16 protein-coding genes are annotated in these 16850 nt (G+C 70.5%); 6 read left to right on the plus strand and 10 right to left on the minus strand.

Features of this window, described 5'->3' with window-relative positions; genetic code table 11:
* Positions 1 to 2 precede the first annotated feature (2 nt).
* Positions 3 to 1187: a polyamine ABC transporter substrate-binding protein gene (locus JMF97_RS03810; RefSeq protein ID WP_013731696.1), complete on the minus strand. Its 1185-nt coding sequence runs from the start codon at positions 1185 to 1187 to the stop codon at positions 3 to 5.
* A 202-nt stretch (positions 1188 to 1389) separates the two neighbouring features.
* On the opposite strand from JMF97_RS03810, the gene JMF97_RS03815 reads away from it, so the two are divergent.
* Positions 1390 to 1908 (plus strand): Lrp/AsnC family transcriptional regulator, encoded by a 519-nt coding sequence (locus tag JMF97_RS03815; RefSeq protein WP_013731695.1) that lies wholly within the window; start codon positions 1390 to 1392, stop codon positions 1906 to 1908.
* Between the two features lie 116 nt (positions 1909 to 2024).
* Here JMF97_RS03815 and JMF97_RS03820 read toward each other — a convergent pair whose 3' ends face one another.
* Positions 2025 to 2222 carry a DUF397 domain-containing protein gene (locus JMF97_RS03820; RefSeq protein ID WP_203220224.1) on the minus strand — a complete coding sequence of 66 codons (198 nt, stop codon included), beginning with the start codon at positions 2220 to 2222 and terminating at the stop codon, positions 2025 to 2027.
* Entirely contained in the window at positions 2213 to 2983 is a 771-nt protein-coding gene (locus JMF97_RS03825; RefSeq protein ID WP_203220225.1) for a helix-turn-helix domain-containing protein, read from the minus strand. Before JMF97_RS03825 ends, JMF97_RS03820 begins: the two co-directional genes overlap by 10 nt.
* A gap of 774 nt (positions 2984 to 3757) precedes the next feature.
* Between JMF97_RS03825 and JMF97_RS03830 the strand changes: the two genes are divergently transcribed.
* Positions 3758 to 5104: an aspartate aminotransferase family protein gene (locus tag JMF97_RS03830; protein WP_203220226.1), complete on the plus strand. Its 1347-nt coding sequence runs from the start codon at positions 3758 to 3760 to the stop codon at positions 5102 to 5104.
* Positions 5105 to 5185: 81 nt separating this feature from the next.
* On the plus strand, positions 5186 to 6562 hold the full coding sequence (locus tag JMF97_RS03835; protein ID WP_203220227.1) for an NAD(P)/FAD-dependent oxidoreductase: 1377 nt from the start codon (positions 5186 to 5188) through the stop codon (positions 6560 to 6562).
* Between the two features lie 33 nt (positions 6563 to 6595).
* Here JMF97_RS03835 and JMF97_RS03840 read toward each other — a convergent pair whose 3' ends face one another.
* Positions 6596 to 6976 (minus strand): DUF3499 domain-containing protein, encoded by a 381-nt coding sequence (locus tag JMF97_RS03840; RefSeq protein WP_203220228.1) that lies wholly within the window; start codon positions 6974 to 6976, stop codon positions 6596 to 6598.
* Positions 6977 to 7126: 150 nt separating this feature from the next.
* Between JMF97_RS03840 and JMF97_RS03845 the strand changes: the two genes are divergently transcribed.
* Positions 7127 to 7576, plus strand: a complete 450-nt coding sequence (locus JMF97_RS03845; RefSeq protein ID WP_203220229.1) for a metallopeptidase family protein — start codon at positions 7127 to 7129, stop codon at positions 7574 to 7576.
* 93 nt (positions 7577 to 7669) lie between these two features.
* Here the strand turns inward: JMF97_RS03845 and JMF97_RS03850 are convergent, their stop codons facing one another.
* The 6 genes from JMF97_RS03850 to JMF97_RS03875 all read right to left on the minus strand — a co-directional run bounded on the left by JMF97_RS03850 (position 7670) and on the right by JMF97_RS03875 (position 14437).
* Positions 7670 to 7927 (minus strand): WhiB family transcriptional regulator, encoded by a 258-nt coding sequence (locus JMF97_RS03850; RefSeq protein WP_203220230.1) that lies wholly within the window; start codon positions 7925 to 7927, stop codon positions 7670 to 7672.
* A 470-nt stretch (positions 7928 to 8397) separates the two neighbouring features.
* A complete protein-coding gene (locus JMF97_RS03855) occupies positions 8398 to 8742 on the minus strand; it encodes a phospholipase (RefSeq protein ID WP_203220231.1) in 345 nt (114 codons plus the stop codon).
* 14 nt (positions 8743 to 8756) lie between these two features.
* The gene (locus JMF97_RS03860) at positions 8757 to 10151 is read right to left on the minus strand and encodes a DUF4331 domain-containing protein (protein ID WP_203220232.1); all 1395 of its coding nucleotides are present in this window, start codon (positions 10149 to 10151) and stop codon (positions 8757 to 8759) included.
* A gap of 53 nt (positions 10152 to 10204) precedes the next feature.
* Positions 10205 to 10483, minus strand: coding sequence for a hypothetical protein (locus tag JMF97_RS03865; RefSeq protein WP_203220233.1), 279 nt, complete (start codon positions 10481 to 10483; stop codon positions 10205 to 10207).
* 156 nt (positions 10484 to 10639) lie between these two features.
* The gene (locus JMF97_RS03870) at positions 10640 to 13198 is read right to left on the minus strand and encodes a bifunctional FO biosynthesis protein CofGH (protein WP_203220234.1); all 2559 of its coding nucleotides are present in this window, start codon (positions 13196 to 13198) and stop codon (positions 10640 to 10642) included.
* Between the two features lie 69 nt (positions 13199 to 13267).
* Complete coding sequence (locus JMF97_RS03875; RefSeq protein WP_203220235.1) at positions 13268 to 14437, minus strand: hypothetical protein; 1170 nt, start codon at positions 14435 to 14437, stop codon at positions 13268 to 13270.
* Positions 14438 to 14535: 98 nt separating this feature from the next.
* Here JMF97_RS03875 and JMF97_RS03880 point away from each other — a divergent pair, with 98 nt between their 5' ends.
* Both JMF97_RS03880 and JMF97_RS03885 read left to right on the plus strand, forming a co-directional pair.
* Positions 14536 to 15672, plus strand: a complete 1137-nt coding sequence (locus JMF97_RS03880) for a 2-phospho-L-lactate transferase CofD family protein (RefSeq protein WP_203220236.1) — start codon at positions 14536 to 14538, stop codon at positions 15670 to 15672.
* Positions 15669 to 16757: a coenzyme F420-0:L-glutamate ligase gene (locus JMF97_RS03885; RefSeq protein WP_203220237.1), complete on the plus strand. Its 1089-nt coding sequence runs from the start codon at positions 15669 to 15671 to the stop codon at positions 16755 to 16757. The genes JMF97_RS03880 and JMF97_RS03885 overlap by 4 nt, the downstream gene beginning before the upstream one ends.
* The last annotated feature ends 93 nt before the right edge of the window (positions 16758 to 16850 follow it).

Raw genomic sequence — 16850 nt, forward strand, 5'->3', positions numbered from 1 at the left:
CGTCACGCTCCGATAACCTGCTGGAACTTGGTCTCGTACTCGCGCTCCTGCTTCTCGTCCAACGCCATGAAGACCCGCGCCTTGGAGAGGATGGCCTCGTCGGGGAAGATCAACGGGTTGGCGGCCAGCTCCGGGTCGATCTTCTCCATCTCCGCCTGCGCGCCCTGCACCGGGCAGATGTAGTTGACGTAGGCGGCGAGCTGAGCGGCGACCGCAGGGTCGTAGTAGTAGTTGATCAGCGCTTCGGCGTTGGCCTTGTGGGTCGCCTTGTTCGGCACCAGCATGTTGTCCGACCAGAGCATCACCCCGGAATCGGGCACCACGAACTTGATCTGCTCGTCGTCGAAGCCGAGTTGGATGATGTCACCGGACCAGCCGATGCAGGCCGCGATGTCCCCCTTGGCCAGGTCGGGTGCGTAGTCGTTACCGGTGAACCGGCGGATCTGCCCGGAGTCGACGGCCCTCTTGAGCTTGTTGAGCGCGTCGTCGAACTGGTTGCTGGTGAAGTCCGACGGGTTGTGCCCGTTGGACATCAACATCAGCCCCATGGTGTCACGCATTTCGGTCAACGCGGTCACCTTGCCCTTGAGATCCGGGCGGGTGAGCAGTTCGTCGAGCGTACGGAGCTCGCCGGTGACCCGGCCGTTGTAGGCCAGCCCGGCCAGACCGGACTGCCACGGTACGGCGAGGTGGTTGTCCACGTCGAAGGGGCGGTTGCGCAGCGACGGCAGCAGGTTCGCCTCGACGTTGGGCAGGTTCGCCTTGTCCAGCTTCTGGATCCAGCCCAGCCGGATCATCCGGGCGGCCATCCAGTCGGTGAGCACCATGATGTCCCGCCCGGTGCCCTGACACGCGGCAAGCTGGTTCTGCACCTTGCCGAAGAACTCGTTGTTGTCGTTGACATCCTCGGTGTAGGCCACCTGAATGCCGGTCTTGCTGACGAATCCGTCCAACGAGGGTCGCTTGGCGTTGTCGTCATCGTCGACGTCCATGTACTGCGGCCAGTTGGAGAAGGCCAGCTTCTTCTCCGTACCGGAAAGGTCCTCGCTGACGCAGCCGGCCTCGGTCTGTTGGGCGGCCGGGGTGCCACAGCCGGCGAGGGAGCCACCCGCAGCGAGCAGCGCAGCCGAACCGAGGGTGCCGGTGAGCAGACCACGCCGGGTGAGGGGCCGGAAGGCACTACGCATGTGACGACTCCTATTGATCGGTCGGCGGCGGGACGGGGGTGGCGCGCCGACGGGAGGATCAATGGCGATGGACGACTGATCCTGACATGAGGAACCCTCTCGTACAAGGGATTCCGTTGCCGCATTAGCTTCCGACGACGAATTACGCCAAACTCTCCGATGGCATTAGGCTCAGCCCAGTGACGGACATGGGGAGCGGTCGATGACGAACCGGCAGCACGACAACGGCAACGGCAACGGGGGCCGCCGGGTCAGTGTGCGCGAGGGCGCGAGCCACGCCCTGCTCGACGACGTGGCCAAGCAGATCATCGAACAGCTGCAGCAGGACGGCCGCCGACCGTACGCCACCATCGGCAAGGCGGTGGGCCTCTCCGAGGCAGCCGTACGCCAACGGGTGCAGCGCCTGCTCGACGCCGGGGTGATGCAGATCGTCGCGGTGACCGACCCACTCCAACTCGGCTTCCCCCGACAAGCCATGATCGGCCTTCGTACCGACGGCGACCTGGAGTCGGTCGCCGACCGGATCGCCGAGTTCGACGAGGTCGACTACGTGGTCATCACCGCCGGCTCGTTCGACCTGCTGGCCGAGGTCGTCTGCCGCAACGACGAGCACCTGCTGGAGATCCTGCAACGCCTGCGCGCCGTCACCGGCGTCGTCTCCACCGAAGCGTTCGTCTACCTCAAACTCCGCAAACAGACCTACACCTGGGGCACCGCCTAACCCACCCCGCTTGATCGACTCCGTTTCGCCGGAATGGCGGTATCAGAGCGGCGTCGACCCCGCCGTTACGGCGAAACGGAGTCGATCAGCCAGCCCGACACGGCGACCCGCGACAGTCAGCGGCCAGCTCGGCGCGGAGTGGCGGCGACGAAGGTGCGCCAGACGTCCGGGGTGAAGGTCAGGATGGCGCCGGCCCGGTCCTTGCTGTCGCGCACCAGGATCCGGCCGGGCAGGTTGTCGGCCACCTCGACACAGTTGCCGCCGTTGTTGCTGCTGCGGGTGGCGGTGCGCCAACGGGCGCCGGTCATCTCCATGTCGTCGCCACTTCCCTGATCAGCTCGATGGATTGGCGACGGGGCAGCGCCTCACCGGTGACGCTCTCCCATCTCGCGCTCAGGCTAGCAAGGTCGGCACGCTCGGTCACCACCTGACCGCGCAGCTGATTGTCCAGATAGGCCGCCTCACCGCCGTCCGGCGTACGGGCCAGCACGAACGGCCCGGCCAGCCCGGTGTGCCACGGGTTCTCCGCCGGAATCACCCGTACCTGCACATGCTCCCGCTCGCTCAACTCGGCCAGGTGGCCGAGCTGCCCGACCATCACCGCCCGATCCCCACCCACCTGCCGACGCAGCACCACCTCGTCGATCACCGCCACCAGTTGGAGCGGACTCTCCCGCTCCAACACCCGCTGCCGCGCCATCCGCCCCGCGACGATCTCCTCGACCTCCGTCGGCGACAACAGGCCGCCGGTCGCCAACACCCCCCGGGCGTACGCCTCGGTCTGCAACAACCCCGGCACCAACAGCGGCTCATATGATCGGAGCGAGCTGGCCTTCTGCTCCAGATCCGCCCACTCCCGAAACCACGGCAGATCGCGGCGGCGGAACGGCTCGGGCCAAAGCTCCTCGGCCTGCCGCCCGAGCACCGTGGCCACAGCAACCCTCGTCCGAGGATGCGGAACCCGCCCGTCCGCGATCCACCGACCCGCCGTCTTCGGGTCGACGCCAACCTTCCCGGCCAACGACTCAGCCGTCTCCCCTTTGTTCGCCATCGCCAGCCGCAGCACCTCGTTCATCTCCCAACCTCCACCCCGACCGTGACGTTGCGCAGCACGCTAGCCACCCAGGGTGGCCCTGTCCGCCCGGTCCCGGCGTGTCGCGTAAGGACTGTTTCGCACACTTCAAACGTCCCCGAAACGCCCCCAACAGGCCCTCCCAACCACCACCATGCCTGCACTCCGCACACCCTCGCCGCCCTCGCCCCCCTCGCCCACCCGCCACCACCCACGCACCCGCAGCCAGACACCCGCCAGCCCTCACCCAAACGCCACCAACCCCCGCGCGCCCGGCGCCGAACTACCGCACCTCCCCTCGGCGCCCTTTGCTCTGCTTCAACCCACGCAGCGTTTATCGCCCAGAAGCAGTGCGTCGGTTGAAGCAAAGCAACAACTCCCACCCCCACCTCGGCGCCCTTTGCTCTGCTTCAACCCACGCAGCGCCTTTCGCGCAAAAGCAGTGCGTGGGTTGAAGCAGAGCAAAGGGGGCCAGGAGCAACCTCCCACCCGGCCCGCCCCACCGGCGGACCGCAAACGGCCCAACCGCAGGAGGGGCGCGAGGGGCGCGAGGGGCAGGAGGGGCGGGATCAGGTCGTCTGCGACAGCGGGCCTCGGACCAGACATGCATCACACCCGAATGCGGATTCCGTTGCATGCAAGGCTCACGCTTGCTGAATCCGTTGCTTTGGGCCGCCTGGTCAACTGATTGCACTTGCCATTCGTTGCTTGGCTGTGGGATAACCGTGGGCAGAGCGGCCGGTGACCCCTGACCGGCCCGAGACCGATGGGGCTGACATGGCCAACGCCACCGACCACCTCTGGATGCATTTCACCCGGATGGCGAGCTACTCCGCGGGCGAGGTGCCGACCATCGTGCGCGGCGAAGGAGCGTACGTCTGGGACGCGCAGGGTCGCCGCTACCTGGACGGGCTCGCCGGGCTCTTCGTCGTCAACGCCGGCCACGGGCGCACCGAGTTGGCGGAGGCCGCGGCCAAGCAGGCCGGCGAGTTGGCCTACTTCCCGCTCTGGTCGTACGCGCACCCGACCGCCGTGGAGTTGGCGGAACGGATCTCCAGCCTGACCCCCGGCGACCTGAACCGGGTCTTCTTCACCACCGGCGGTTCCGAGGCGGTGGAGGCGGCGTGGAAGCTGGCTCGGGCGTACTTCAAGCGGGTCGGCAAGCCGACCAAGCACAAGGTGGTCAGCCGGTACATCGCCTATCACGGCACCTCGATGGGCGCGCTGTCGATCACCGGTCTGCCCGGCATCAAGACGGACTTCGAGCCGCTGGTGCCGGGTGGCATCAAGGTGCCGAACACCAACTTCTACCGGGCGCCGGAGCACGGCGACGACCCGGTGGCGTTCGGTCGCTGGGCCGCCGACGAGATCGCCCGCGCCATTGAGCGGGAGGGGCCGGACACCGTCGCGGCGGTCTTCCTGGAGCCGGTGCAGAACTCCGGCGGCTGCTTCCCGCCGCCGCCCGGCTACTTCGAGCGGGTTCGCGAGATCTGCGACGCGTACGACGTGTTGCTGGTCAGCGATGAGGTGATCTGCTCGTGGGGGCGGCTCGGCGAGTACTTCGGCGCGGTCCGCTACGGCTACCAGCCTGACATCATCACCACCGCCAAGGGCATCACCTCGGGGTACGCCCCGCTCGGCGCGATGATCGCCAGCGACCGGCTGATGGAGCCGTTCCTGACCGAGACCGGCATGTTCGCTCACGGGGTGACCTTCGGCGGCCACCCGGTCTCCTGCGCGGTGGCCCTGGCCAACCTGGAGGTCTTCGCCCGTGAGGATCTCGTCGGGCACGTACGGGCCAACGAGGGCGCATTCCGTTCGACCCTGGAGAAGCTGCACGACCTGCCGATCGTCGGCGACGTGCGGGGCGACGGCTACTTCTACGGCATCGAGCTGGTCAAGGACAAGACCACCCGGGAGACCTTCGACGAGGCCGAGTCGGAGCGGCTGCTGCGCGGCTTCCTCTCCACCGCCCTCTTCGACGCCGGGCTCTACTGCCGGGCCGATGACCGGGGTGACCCGGTGGTGCAGCTCGCTCCGCCGCTGATCGCCGGGCAGCAGCAGTTCGACGAGATCGAGCAGATCCTGCGCACCGTGCTCACCGAGGCCTGGTCCCGCCTCTGACAAAAGCCGGGCCGCGCCAGCGTCCATCGTGGTCGGGCCGGGCTGTCAGGTCCGGTCCGACCAGCAGCGTCGGGAGTCACCGTGTCCTACCACGACCTGTCGTACTGGCTGTCCACCGTCGACGAGCCGCTGACCCCGCGTCCGACGCTGGGCGGTGACGCCGACGCCGACGTGGTGATCGTCGGTGCCGGCTACACCGGGCTCTGGACGGCGTACTACCTGGCGCAGGCCGACCCGACGTTGCGCATCGTGGTGCTGGAGCGTCAGGTGGCCGGGTTCGGCGCGTCGGGGCGCAACGGTGGCTGGTGTTCGGCGCTGCTGCCCACCTCGCTGACCGGGCTGGCCCGTCGGCACGGTCGGGACGCCGCGATCGCCATGCAGCACGCCATGCACGACACGGTGCGCGAGGTCGGCCGGGTGGTCGCGGCCGAGGGCATCGACTGCCATTGGGCGTACGCCGGGACCGTCGTGCTTGCCCGCAGCGCACCGCAACTGCAGCGGGCCCGCGCGACGGTCCTGGAGGCGCGGGAGTTCGGTTTCGGCGCCGAGGATCTCGCCCTGCTCGGTCCCGACGAGGCCGAGGCCCGGTGCGCCGCCGAGGGGGTACGGGGTGGCACGTACACCCCGCACTGCGCGACAGTGCACCCGGCCCGGCTGGTCCGCGGGCTGGCCCGGGCGGTCGAGCGACGAGGGGTGACCATCCACGAACGGACCCCGGTCACCCAGATCCGTCGGGGCGCCGCGGTGACCCCGCACGGGACGGTACGCGCGCCGGTGGTGGTGCGGGCGACCGAGGGGTACACCCCGGGGCTGCCCGGGCAGCGGCGGGCCATCGCTCCGGTCTACTCGCTGATGCTCGCCACCGAGCCGCTCCCGCCGGCCACCTGGGCCCACATCGGCCTGGTCGAGCGGGAGACGTTCACCGATCTTCGGCACGTCATCATCTACGGCCAACGCACCGCCGACGGTCGGCTCGCCTTCGGCGGGCGGGGTGCGCCGTACCATTTCGGCTCGCGGGTGCGGGCCGCGTACGACCGGGAGCCGCGCGTCTTCGCGGCGTTGCGTCGCACGCTCACCGAACTCTTCCCGGTGCTCGGCGCGGACCTGCCCGTGTCACACACCTGGGGTGGGCCGCTCGGGGTGACCCGGGACTGGACCGCCTCGGTCGGCTACCACCCGAGCGAAGGGCTGGCCTGGGCCGGCGGGTACGTGGGTGACGGTGTCGGCACCAGCAACCTGGCCGGACGCACCCTGGCCGACCTGATCCGGGGTGAGCAGACCGAGCTGACCGCGCTGCCCTGGGTCAACCACCGTTCTCCGCGCTGGGAGCCGGAGCCGCTGCGCTGGCTGGCCGTCAACGCCGGCCTACGGGTCATGTACTCCGCCGACGACGCCGAGAGTCGCACCGGCCGCCCGTCCCGCCGAGCCGAGACCTTCTCCCGCCTGCTCGACAGCTGAGCCTTTCCGTCCCACCTCGCAAGCCGGGGCGGGTCAGTGGGTCGGGGGGATCACCCGGAGGTGCCCGCGGCGGGAGGTCGCGGAGGGGGGCGTATTCGCCTGGGTGTTGGGTTTCTGGTCGTCCTGGGGCGGACGGGGGGCGGGGCGGGCGGCCTCACGGACCGCCTCGGCGAGGGCGACCAGGTCGTCGGTGGTGGGCGGCGGGGGCTCGAACTCGCCCTCGTGCCGGACCACCTCCCAACCCCGGGGGGCGGTGAGGCTGCGGGCGTGCGGCTCGCAGAGGTCGTACGTGTGTGGTTCGGCGAAGGCGGCCAGCGGGCCGACCACGGCTGTCGACTCGTTGTAGACATAGGTCAGCGTGGCGACTGCTTGCCGGGGGCAGCCGTTGCGGGAGCAGCGCCGTGGTGACCTCACCGGCGCAGGGTATCTCCATTACCGGGTCCGGCGCACCGCTTCGCGTTACGACACGCCCGTCTTGGTGATCACATTTCCCACACGAGGGTCCGGCGCGCCACGTGCCGACGCAGCTGTGACCTGCCCCGGGCGGGGGCTACCCTTTGGCTCATGACGAGCCCGGAGAACCGCCGCCCCGGCGGCAGCCGGCGCGGGCACCGCGACCGGCATGGTCGTGGCCTGCGCGGACGGCTCGTGCCGGCCACCGTGCCGCTGGCGCGCACCAAGGCCGAGATCTTCGACGACCTGGTGCTGGACACCGTCGAGACGCTGGAGCGCCGGTTCGCCAAGGAGCTGGCCGGCGTGGAGTTCGCGGTGGAGGACGTCCCGCCGGAGCTCAATGTCTACGACTCCGACGTGCTGGAGGACGGCGAGGTCCCGCTGGCCCGGTTGCTGCCGGGTCGGCCCGGCCGCCAGGAGGTGCCGCCCCGGATCGTGTTGTATCGACGCCCGCTGGAGTTCCGGGCGATGGACCGGGAGGACCTGGCCGACCTGGTGCACGACGTGATCATCGAGCAGGTGGCGAACCTGCTCGGCGTCGACCCGGACGAGCTGGCCTGACGCCCGGGTCCGAACGACTGTCGCGGCCCCCACCGCGACACACCGTCCCAGTCTGGGCGGGGCGGTCCCCCACCGCCCCCACCCGACGACGGATCAGGCGGCGCGCCGCTTGATCTTGCGACGCTCCCGTTCGGAGAGCCCGCCCCAGATCCCGAACCGCTCGTCGTGTCCGAGAGCGTATTCGAGGCACTCCGTCTTGACCTCACACCGCGAGCAGATCCGCTTCGCCTCGCGGGTCGAGCCGCCCTTCTCGGGGAAGAACGCCTCCGGGTCGGTCTGCGAGCACAACGCCCGCTCCTGCCACTCCGGCGCGTTTCCGAGCAGGTCGGCCGCCTCGAGTTGGCCGTCCATCAGTTGCCTCCTTGTCGCGCACCGGCGTCATCGCCGCTGCAACCCCCCACGCGAAAGGCGTGTTTGTCCGTCCGGCCCCGTTTTGTTGCGTTCCGCGCGAACAACCCCATTCAAATTACACGCGTGTAATGCGTGCGCCGTCAAGCCAAACTTGATAATGGAGTCGCCCTCCCGACACGCCCCCGGACGGCCGTCCGGACCACCCGGTCTCGCCCTGCCCTATCGATTCAGACCCCGGCCGAGTAACGCCCCTCCCGGCGAGTTGCACGAGTTTTCTCCCGTGGCGCTCGTTCCTCGGCCAGCCCCGTCAGGCCGCGCGCAAGCGCTTCCGGCAGACTCCCCGGCAAACCTTTGATCTTGATCCGCAAGGTTATCCCGACTTCGCCGGCGCCGCCCGTCCGCGACAAACGCGACGGCCGCACCTCGTCCACATTGTGGACCAGGTGCGGCCGTCGGCAGGGCGCGCAGAGTCAGTCGGTGGGTGGAGAATCGCTGGTGGGCCAGACGAACTCGGCCACACCGCCACCGGTCACGGTGACCGCGCCGGCCGGCTGCGTTTCGTCCCACCAGACGGTATACAAACCGGCGGGGAGATCCGGATACACCGCACTGTGGAACGTCCCGTCCTGGACCGGGCGTTCCCGCACGGCAGCATGGGTACGCGGTCGATCGTCCTCACCCAACGGGCTGATCTCGATTTCCCGGCCGAGCAGTTGACGCCCGGTGTAAATGATCAGAGCACCGGTGTCGCCACCCAGGTCGAGCAGGACGGTTCCGCTGCCCGTCGGCCCGTACGCGTGCACGTGATCGGTCATCCGACACCCCCGGCTCAGGCCTGCACCGACGGGTTGTTGAACCCGTCGTACGGCGTACCAAGGAATGGGAAATTGCGCAGGAACGGCGCGGTCACGTCCGCCTCGGTCAGGCCCGGCGTCACCGCCGCGGCGGCATCGTCCGGAGTGAACTTCCGGTCCACCAGCGGCACGGTGAGGCCGGCGATCGCCCTCAGCGCGATGGTCACCACGTCGTCGGTGACCCGCCGGCCGTTGGGGTAACCCGCCAGGTCACCGCCGAGCACACCGAGCCGGTTCGGTCGACGGGCCGGCGCGATCGCGGTGTTCAGCCGCAGCATGTCGGCCCGGGTGTCCCCGGTGGTGTTGGTGAAGCCCCTGATCAGCCCTTCCGGGATGCCGGTGAGCAGGATGGCGACCAGGTCCGCCCGCGCCTTCTTCGCCTTGTTCAACTTCTCCAGGTTGGGGAAGACGCCCGGGTAGAGCACCGGCAGCAGCGCGGCCAGCTCCGGTTGCTCGACGAACTGCGCGAACCGCTTGTCCTCCGACGGCGGCAGGGTGTTCCACAGATCCTTCTGCGCCATCGGCACGATGACCTCATTGAACAACGGGTTACCCAGCCGGGAGACCTGGGTGAACGGGCCGGTGCTGGTGTCGGCGGCGACCTTGTCACCCAGCACCCGCACCTGACGCCGGGAGGCCGACGTCCACACCCCGATCACCGACGCCGGCTCCTGCCAGTGGTACCGCTCGGCACGCCGGCGCAGCTTACCGACGGGCACCTGGAGGGCGATGCTGTGCACGTTCATCCGGTCGAGCGCGTTGACCGGCTCACCGGCGGCCTTGAAGATCTTCTTTCCCGCCACGTGCAGCTGCTGGAACGGACGCAACGTGCCGAGGTCGAAGATCGCCCCCAGGTCGACGTAGAAGCCGTCCGCCCGCTGCCCGGCGAAGACCTTTTCACCGGTGGAGAGGTTGAAGGTGGCCTGGCGCACCAGGTCGCCGTACTTCGGAGTGGACAGTGGGCCCACGTTGCTCGGCGGGCAGGGCAGCTTGCGGGCCAGCACCTGCTCCTTGCCACCGGCGATCCGGGTCAACCGGTAGAACTGCCGCCGGTTCCAGTTCTTGCTGTCGAGCGCCTCGATCGGGCCGGTGTTGTAAAGGAAGCTGTTCGGGTTCGTGATCTCGGTGCTGAACTCGAAACGGTAGGTGACGTCCGGTCGACCGTCCCCATTGTTGTCAATGTGGATTTCGTACCGCACGTCGTCGCCGAACTCGAAGAAGTTGGGCCCGCCGGAGGGCAGTTGCAGCGGCACATAGTTGGCGATCAGCGTCACGGTGTCCGGGCGGTCCGGGGTGACGAACGCGTACAGGTCGGAGGAATCGGCGACCGGATCCTTGGCGATCTCCGGTGCCTCACGGTGGGAAGACATGGCGCAGCCACCTCACTGAGCGAAAGAAAGGGGATTTCGATGACCGGTGGGGATCAGCGCCGAGCGGCGCGCCGCAACCGATCGGCCAGGCCACGGTCCCGAACCTCGATGCGGGACTCACCGACGAACACGTCCATCGTTCCGGAGCGGCCGTCCCGCAGGTGCACCACGATCGTCTCGTCGACACCGGCGGCAGCGCCCTTGTCGTCACCGGCGGACGACAGACCCGGCACGGCGAGAGCGGCGGCGCCGAGGGTGGCGCTGGCCGCCGCTGTCAACGTCTGCCGGCGGGTCAAGCGCGGCCAACGCCGCTTGCGCGTCTCAGTTCTCATGGCAACCTTTCCGGCAGCGGCGCACACGGCCCGCGGTGGCGGACGGACCGACACGACGACGCGCGCCGGCTCCGTGAGGGAGTTGCCGGCGGCGATCCTCGCCGCTACCGCCGCCGGCATCGACAGGTACGGCCGGCGGCTGACGAAGGTTCGACGTCAGGCTTGAACGTGACCGTACGCAGTCGTACGCCTACGCGCCGGTCGGCCCGCTGCCGCCGCGATCGCCCGCAACTGCTCCTCGGTACGCGCCGACCCGTTGCCCGAGCCCGCCATCCGGGAGATGGTCTCCTCCATCAACGTGCCGCCCAGGTCGTTGCAGCCGCTGCGCAGCAACTCCGCGCTGCCCTCGTCGCCGAGCTTCACCCAGGAACACTGGATGCTGTCGATGCGGCCGTGCAGCAGCACCCGCGCCATCGCGTGCACCGCCCGGTTGTCCCGCCAGGTCGGCCCCGGCCGGGCGATGCCGGCGAGGTAGATCGGCGCGTTGGTGTGCACGAACGGCAGCGCCACGAACTCGGTGAATCCACCCGTACGATCCTGGATCCCGGCCAGCACCCGGAAGTGGGTCAGCCACTGGCCCGGATGATCCACGTGTCCGTACATCATCGTGGAGCTGGACCGGATGCCCAGCTCGTGGGCGGTGCTGACCACCTCGACCCAGGCGGCGGTCGGCAGTTTGCCCTTGGTCAGCACCCAGCGCACCTCGTCGTCGAGGATCTCCGCGGCGGTGCCCGGGATGGTGTCCAGCCCGGCTTCGCGCAGCCCGCTGAGCCACTCACGCACGGACACACCGGCCTTGGCGGCGGCGGTGGCGATCTCCATCGGCGAGAAGGCGTGCACGTGCAGCTGCGGCACCCGCGCCTTGATCGCCCGGATCAGGTCGGCGTAGCCGGTCACCGGCAGCTTCGGATCGATCCCGCCCTGGAGGCAGACCTCGCTGGCACCGGCCTGCCACGCCTCCTCGGCCCGGTCGGCGACCTGCTCCACCGACAGCCGGTACGCGTCGGCGTCGCGCTCACGCTGGGCGAACGCGCAGAAGCGGCAGCCCACGTAGCAGACGTTCGTGAAGTTGATGTTGCGGTTGACGACGTAGGTGACGTCGTCCCCCACCGCGTCGCGGCGCAGGTCGTCGGCGGTACGGCAGAGTTGGTCGAGTGCCTCGCCGTCGGCGGCGAACAACGCCAGCGCCGCGTCGGCGTGCCGGGGCTCCAGCAGGGCCGCCGGCTCCTGCGCGGCCAACCGCAGCCCGGCGCGCAGGTCGGCGTCGCCGACGCCCGCGGTGGCCGACCGGCCGGCCGCCCCCGCCGGGCCGTCCTCCGCCGCCCGGGTCGGGGGTACGACGGCCTTGGCGGCCACCTCCGACCAGTCACCGTAGACGTGGTCGAAGTCGCCCCGCCGGTCGCCGGTACGCCCCGTGGTGTCGATGGTGATGTGCAGGTCGGTACGCCCGCCGTACGCCTCGTCGGGCTCCTGCCACGGCCGACCCACCGGCCGGGCCGACTCCACGGCCAGCCCGGTCACCGGATCGGCCAACGCACCGACGTGCGGCAGCAGCCGCGGATCCAGCCACGGGTCGCCGGCCCGCACGTACTCCGGGTAGATGGTCAGCCGTTCCCGCAACGTGAACCCGGCCCCGGCGGTACGCGCCGCCAACTCGTCGAGCTGCGGCCAGGGGCGCTCCGGGTTCACGTGGTCCGGGGTCACCGGGGACACCCCGCCCCAGTCGTCGATGCCGGCCCGCAGCAGCAGGTCGTACTCGCCGGCGATCAGGTTGGGCGGAGCCTGGATGCGCGCCTTCGGCCCGAGCAGCACCCGGGCCACCGCCACCGTCGCGGCGAGATCGTGCAGCTCCGCGTCGGGCATCGACCGCATGGCGGTGTCCGGCTTGGCGCGGAAGTTCTGCACGATCACCTCCTGGAGGTGGCCGTACTCGCGGTGCGCCCGGCGGATCGCGAAGATCGCCTCCACCCGCTCGGCGAGGGTTTCGCCGATGCCGATCAGGATGCCGGTGGTGAACGGGACGCCGACCCGGCCGGCGTCGTCGAGCACCCGCAGCCGTACCGCCGGCTCCTTGTCCGGTGAGCCGTAGTGCGGGCCACCCGGCTCCGACCAGAGCCGGGTCGCGGTGGTCTCCAGCATCATGCCCATGCTCGGCGCGACCGGCTTGAGCCGCTGCAATTCCGACCAGGAGAGCACGCCCGGATTCAGGTGCGGCAGCAGGCCGGTCTCCTCCAGCACCGCCACCGCGCAGGCCCGCAGGTAGTCCAGGGTCGACTCGTAGCCCCGCTCGTCCAGCCACTGCCGGGCCGCCGGCCAGCGCTCCTCCGGCCGGTCACCCAGCGTGAACAGCGCCTCCTTGCACCCCTGCGCGGCACCCGCCCGGGCGATCTCCAACACCTCGTCGCGGTCGAGGAACGCGGCCGGCAACCGGTGCGGCACCGTGGCGAAGGTGCAGTAGTGGCAGCGGTCCCGGCACAGCCGGGTCAGCGGGATGAAGACCTTCTTGGAGTACGTCACCACACCCGGCCGACCGGCGTCACGCAGACCGGCATCGCGGATCGCCCCGGCGATGTCGAGCAACTCGTCCAGCGCCGCGCCGCGCGCGGTCAGCAGTGTCGACGCCTCCTCGACGTCGAGCGCCCGCCCGGCCGCAGCCCGGCGCAACGCCCGGCGCACGCCGGCCTCGCTCGACACGGGCCCGCTCCCGTCAACCATCCGCTCAGCCTATTCGCTGCGGCCCGTCCCTTTGCGCTGGCGTGGGCAACCACACCGTTGCGTCACGCGTCAGGTCGACTGCCCGCCCAGATCGATGCGCCGGGTACGGTCATCGTCACCGTCCGGCCGGGGCAGCGCCTGGGTCGGCTCGGCGCTGGACGTCGCCTCGCTCGGACGCGCGATGGCCTCGGTCGGCTCGGCGCTGGACCTGGCTTCGGTCGGGCGTGCGATGGCCTCGGTCGGGTCGGCGCTCTGGCGCGCGATGGTCTGGGTGGCGTCGGCCGACGCGGGCTGACCGAACGGCGGCGCGGAGGGCTGCGGCGCGGACGGTGGCGACTGCGGGGGGACGGCCGGCTGACCGTGCGGCGGCCAGGTGTGCGGGGACGCGGACGACTCCGAGGAAGACGGCGCCTGCCCGGCCATCGGCCACCCGGCACCGGTCTCCTGACCCGCACCGGTACTGCTCGGCTGGTCACCAGCGGACCACCCGCCGCTCGACCACCCACCGGCCGGATAACCGGACTGCCCGCCCGCACCGGAACCCGGCTGACCCGGATAGCCGGACTGGCTGGGCTGGCCGGAACCAGGCTGACCCGGGTATCCCGACTGGCCGGGACCCGGCTGGCCCGGGTACCAGGGCTGTCCCGCGCCGCCGCCGGGCTGGCCCGGGTTGCCCGGCCAGCCGGGCTGGCCCGGGTTGCCCGGCCAGCCGGGCTGCGGAGTGCCGTACACGCCGGGCTCGGCCTTGGGCCGGGGCACGTGGTAGAGCCGCCGCCAGATGCTCCACACCACGTACGCGGCCAGCCCGAACAGCGCCACCCAGGCGGTCCGGGTCAGCATGCCGGTGAGGGCGTCGAAGATCTGCGCCTCGGCCAGCCGACCGACCATCCAGATCAGCAGGGTCAGCCCGCCGAGCACGGCGCTGACCGCGTACTCCACGAGCGCGACCTGTGTGATCAGCTTCGCCTTCGGGACCGCCGGGGCGATGTGCGTGGCCAGCAGCACGGCCAGCAGCGGCAGCACGACCGCCTCCAGCCCGATGAAGGCGAAGAAGGCACTGCCCGCACGGCCGGTCACCGTGCTGTAGGCGCCCTGGGGGGTCACCAGCCGGATCAGACCGACGAAGAGGAGTACGGCGTTCGCAGCGAGGAGCACGAGGGCGGCGAGTTCCCGCAGTGGCCGGGTCACCTGACCGGCCGGCGTCGGGGTGTGGGGCGGAGGCTCGGCGGGGCTGGTCACGAACTCTCCCTGGGGGCGAAAGCGGACAGATGCCGACGTGAGCCTAGTCTCCCGGGGCGACTCTCCGCCGCAGGCGTCAGGTAGGCGAGGATGGTCGGATGCGCATCGTGGTTCTGACCGGGGGAATCGGCGGAGCCCGCTTCCTGCTCGGGGTGCGGGCCTACGCCCGGGAGGTGGGCGCGGAGGTTACCGCGGTGGTCAACGTCGGCGACGACCTTCGCCTGCACGGGCTACGCGTCTGCCCGGATCTGGACAGCGTCATGTACACCCTCGGCGGGGGCGCCGACCCGGAGCGGGGCTGGGGCCGGACCGGGGAGAGCTGGACGGTCAAGGACGAGTTGGCCGCGTACGGCGCCGAGCCGAGCTGGTTCGGGCTGGGCGACAAGGACCTCGCCACCCACCTGGTTCGTACCCAGATGCTGGACGCGGGCTATCCCCTGCACGAGGTGACCGAGGCGTTGGCGACCCGCTGGCAGCCGGGCATCCGCCTGCTCCCGGCCACCAACGACCGCCTCGAAACCCACGCCATCGTGAGTGCGAGGAGCGAGCTTGCGAGCCCCGCAGCCACGAACAACACCAGCACCGTGAGTGCGAGGAGCGAGCTTGCGAGCCCCGCAGTCACGAACAACACCAGCACCGTGAGTGCGAGGAGTGAGCTTGCGAGCCCCGCTGCGAGGAGTGAGCCTGCGAGCCCGGCAGCCACGGACGACGCGGATGGTGTCGAGTTCGGCGGTACCCAGCGGGCGATTCACTTCCAGGAGTGGTGGGTGCGGCATCGGGCGCAGTTGCCGACGCACCGGTTCGTGTTCGTCGGGGCGGACGCGGCGAAGCCTGCGCCCGGCGTGACCGAGGCGATCGCCGAGGCGGACGTGGTGCTGATCGCGCCGAGCAATCCGGTGGTCAGCATCACCCCGATCCTGGCCGTGGCGGGTCTGCGGGACGCGGTGGCGACCGGGCCGGCGCCGGTGGTGGGCGTGTCGCCGATCATCGGTGGCGCGCCGGTGCGGGGCATGGCGGACCGCTGCCTGGCGGTGGTCGGGGTGGAGTGCAGCGCGGCCGGTGTCGGCCAGTTGTACGGCGCACGGTCGGCCGGTGGCCTGCTCGACGGCTGGCTGGTGGCGGAGGAGGATGCGCAGACGCTGGTGCCGCAGGTGTCTGTGCGGGCGGCACCGCTGCGGATGAGTGACGAGGCGGCGACGGTGGCGATGGTCCGCGCCGCAGTGGGGATGGCATGAAACTGGAGATCCTGCCGGTGCCCGGCATCGGCCACGTGACCGAGGGCGACGACCTGGCCGCACTGATCGCGACGGCTGCGCCCTGGCTGCGCGACGGCGACGTGCTCGTGGTGACCAGCAAGATCGTGTCCAAGGCGGAGGGCCGGTTGGTCGACGTCCCGGCCGACGGCCCGGAACGGCAGGCCGCTCGGGACGAGATTCTCGCGGCCGAGACCGCCCGGGTGGTGGCTACCCGGGGCGCGACCCGGATCGTGCAGACCCGGCACGGCTTCGTGATGGCCTCGGCCGGCATCGACGCCTCCAACGTCGACAAGACGCGGCTGGTCCTGCTTCCCGAGGACCCGGACGCCTCGGCCCGCGCGCTCCGTGCCGACCTGCGCGACCGGTACGGCGTGGAGGTGGCCGTCGTCATCAGCGACACCATGGGTCGGCCCTGGCGTAACGGGCTGACCGACGTGGCCCTCGGCGTGGCCGGGATGAGCGCCATCCGCGATCATCGGGGTGAGGTCGATCCGTACGGCAACGAGTTGGTGCTGACGCAGATGGCGGTGGCCGACGAGTTGGCCGGGGCGGGCGAACTGATCAAGGGTAAGTGCGACCAGATGCCGGTGGCGGTGATCCGGGGCTACCTGAACGCGACCCCGCCCGACGACGGCGAGGGTGCCCGGGCCCTGGTCCGGGACGCCTCGATGGACCTGTTCGCGCTCGGTACCGCCGAGGCGACGGCTGCCGGGCTGGCCGCTGCCGCCACCATCGCCGACCGTCCCGGTGACACCGCCCCCGATCCGGTGGCGGTCGATCGGGCGATCGCCGCGGTGGCCGACGTGGTCACTCCCGGCACGGTCTTCACCCAGGTCACCGACAGCGATGTACGCAATGGTCTGGTCGCCACCGTGGCCGGTTGGCCGGCCGGGGCGACCGCCCTGGTGCTCTGCTCCCCACCCACCCCGGTCGGCCCCGTCCAGTTGGTCCGTTTCGGCACCGACGTCCAGCGCCTCCGCACCGCCCTCGCGGCCCAAGGCGTCCCCTCCCAACTCCTCCCACCCCCCGCCCACACCACCGCCGCCGCCGCCCTGGCCCTCTAACCCCACCCCCACCCACCCCCCACCCCCTCCGTTGATCATGAGGTTGACGGCACTAGTTGATCTCCGGAGTGCCGCCAACCTCATGATCAACGG

The organism is Micromonospora fiedleri, from assembly GCF_016774385.1.
GTDB lineage: Bacteria > Actinomycetota > Actinomycetes > Mycobacteriales > Micromonosporaceae > Micromonospora > Micromonospora gifhornensis.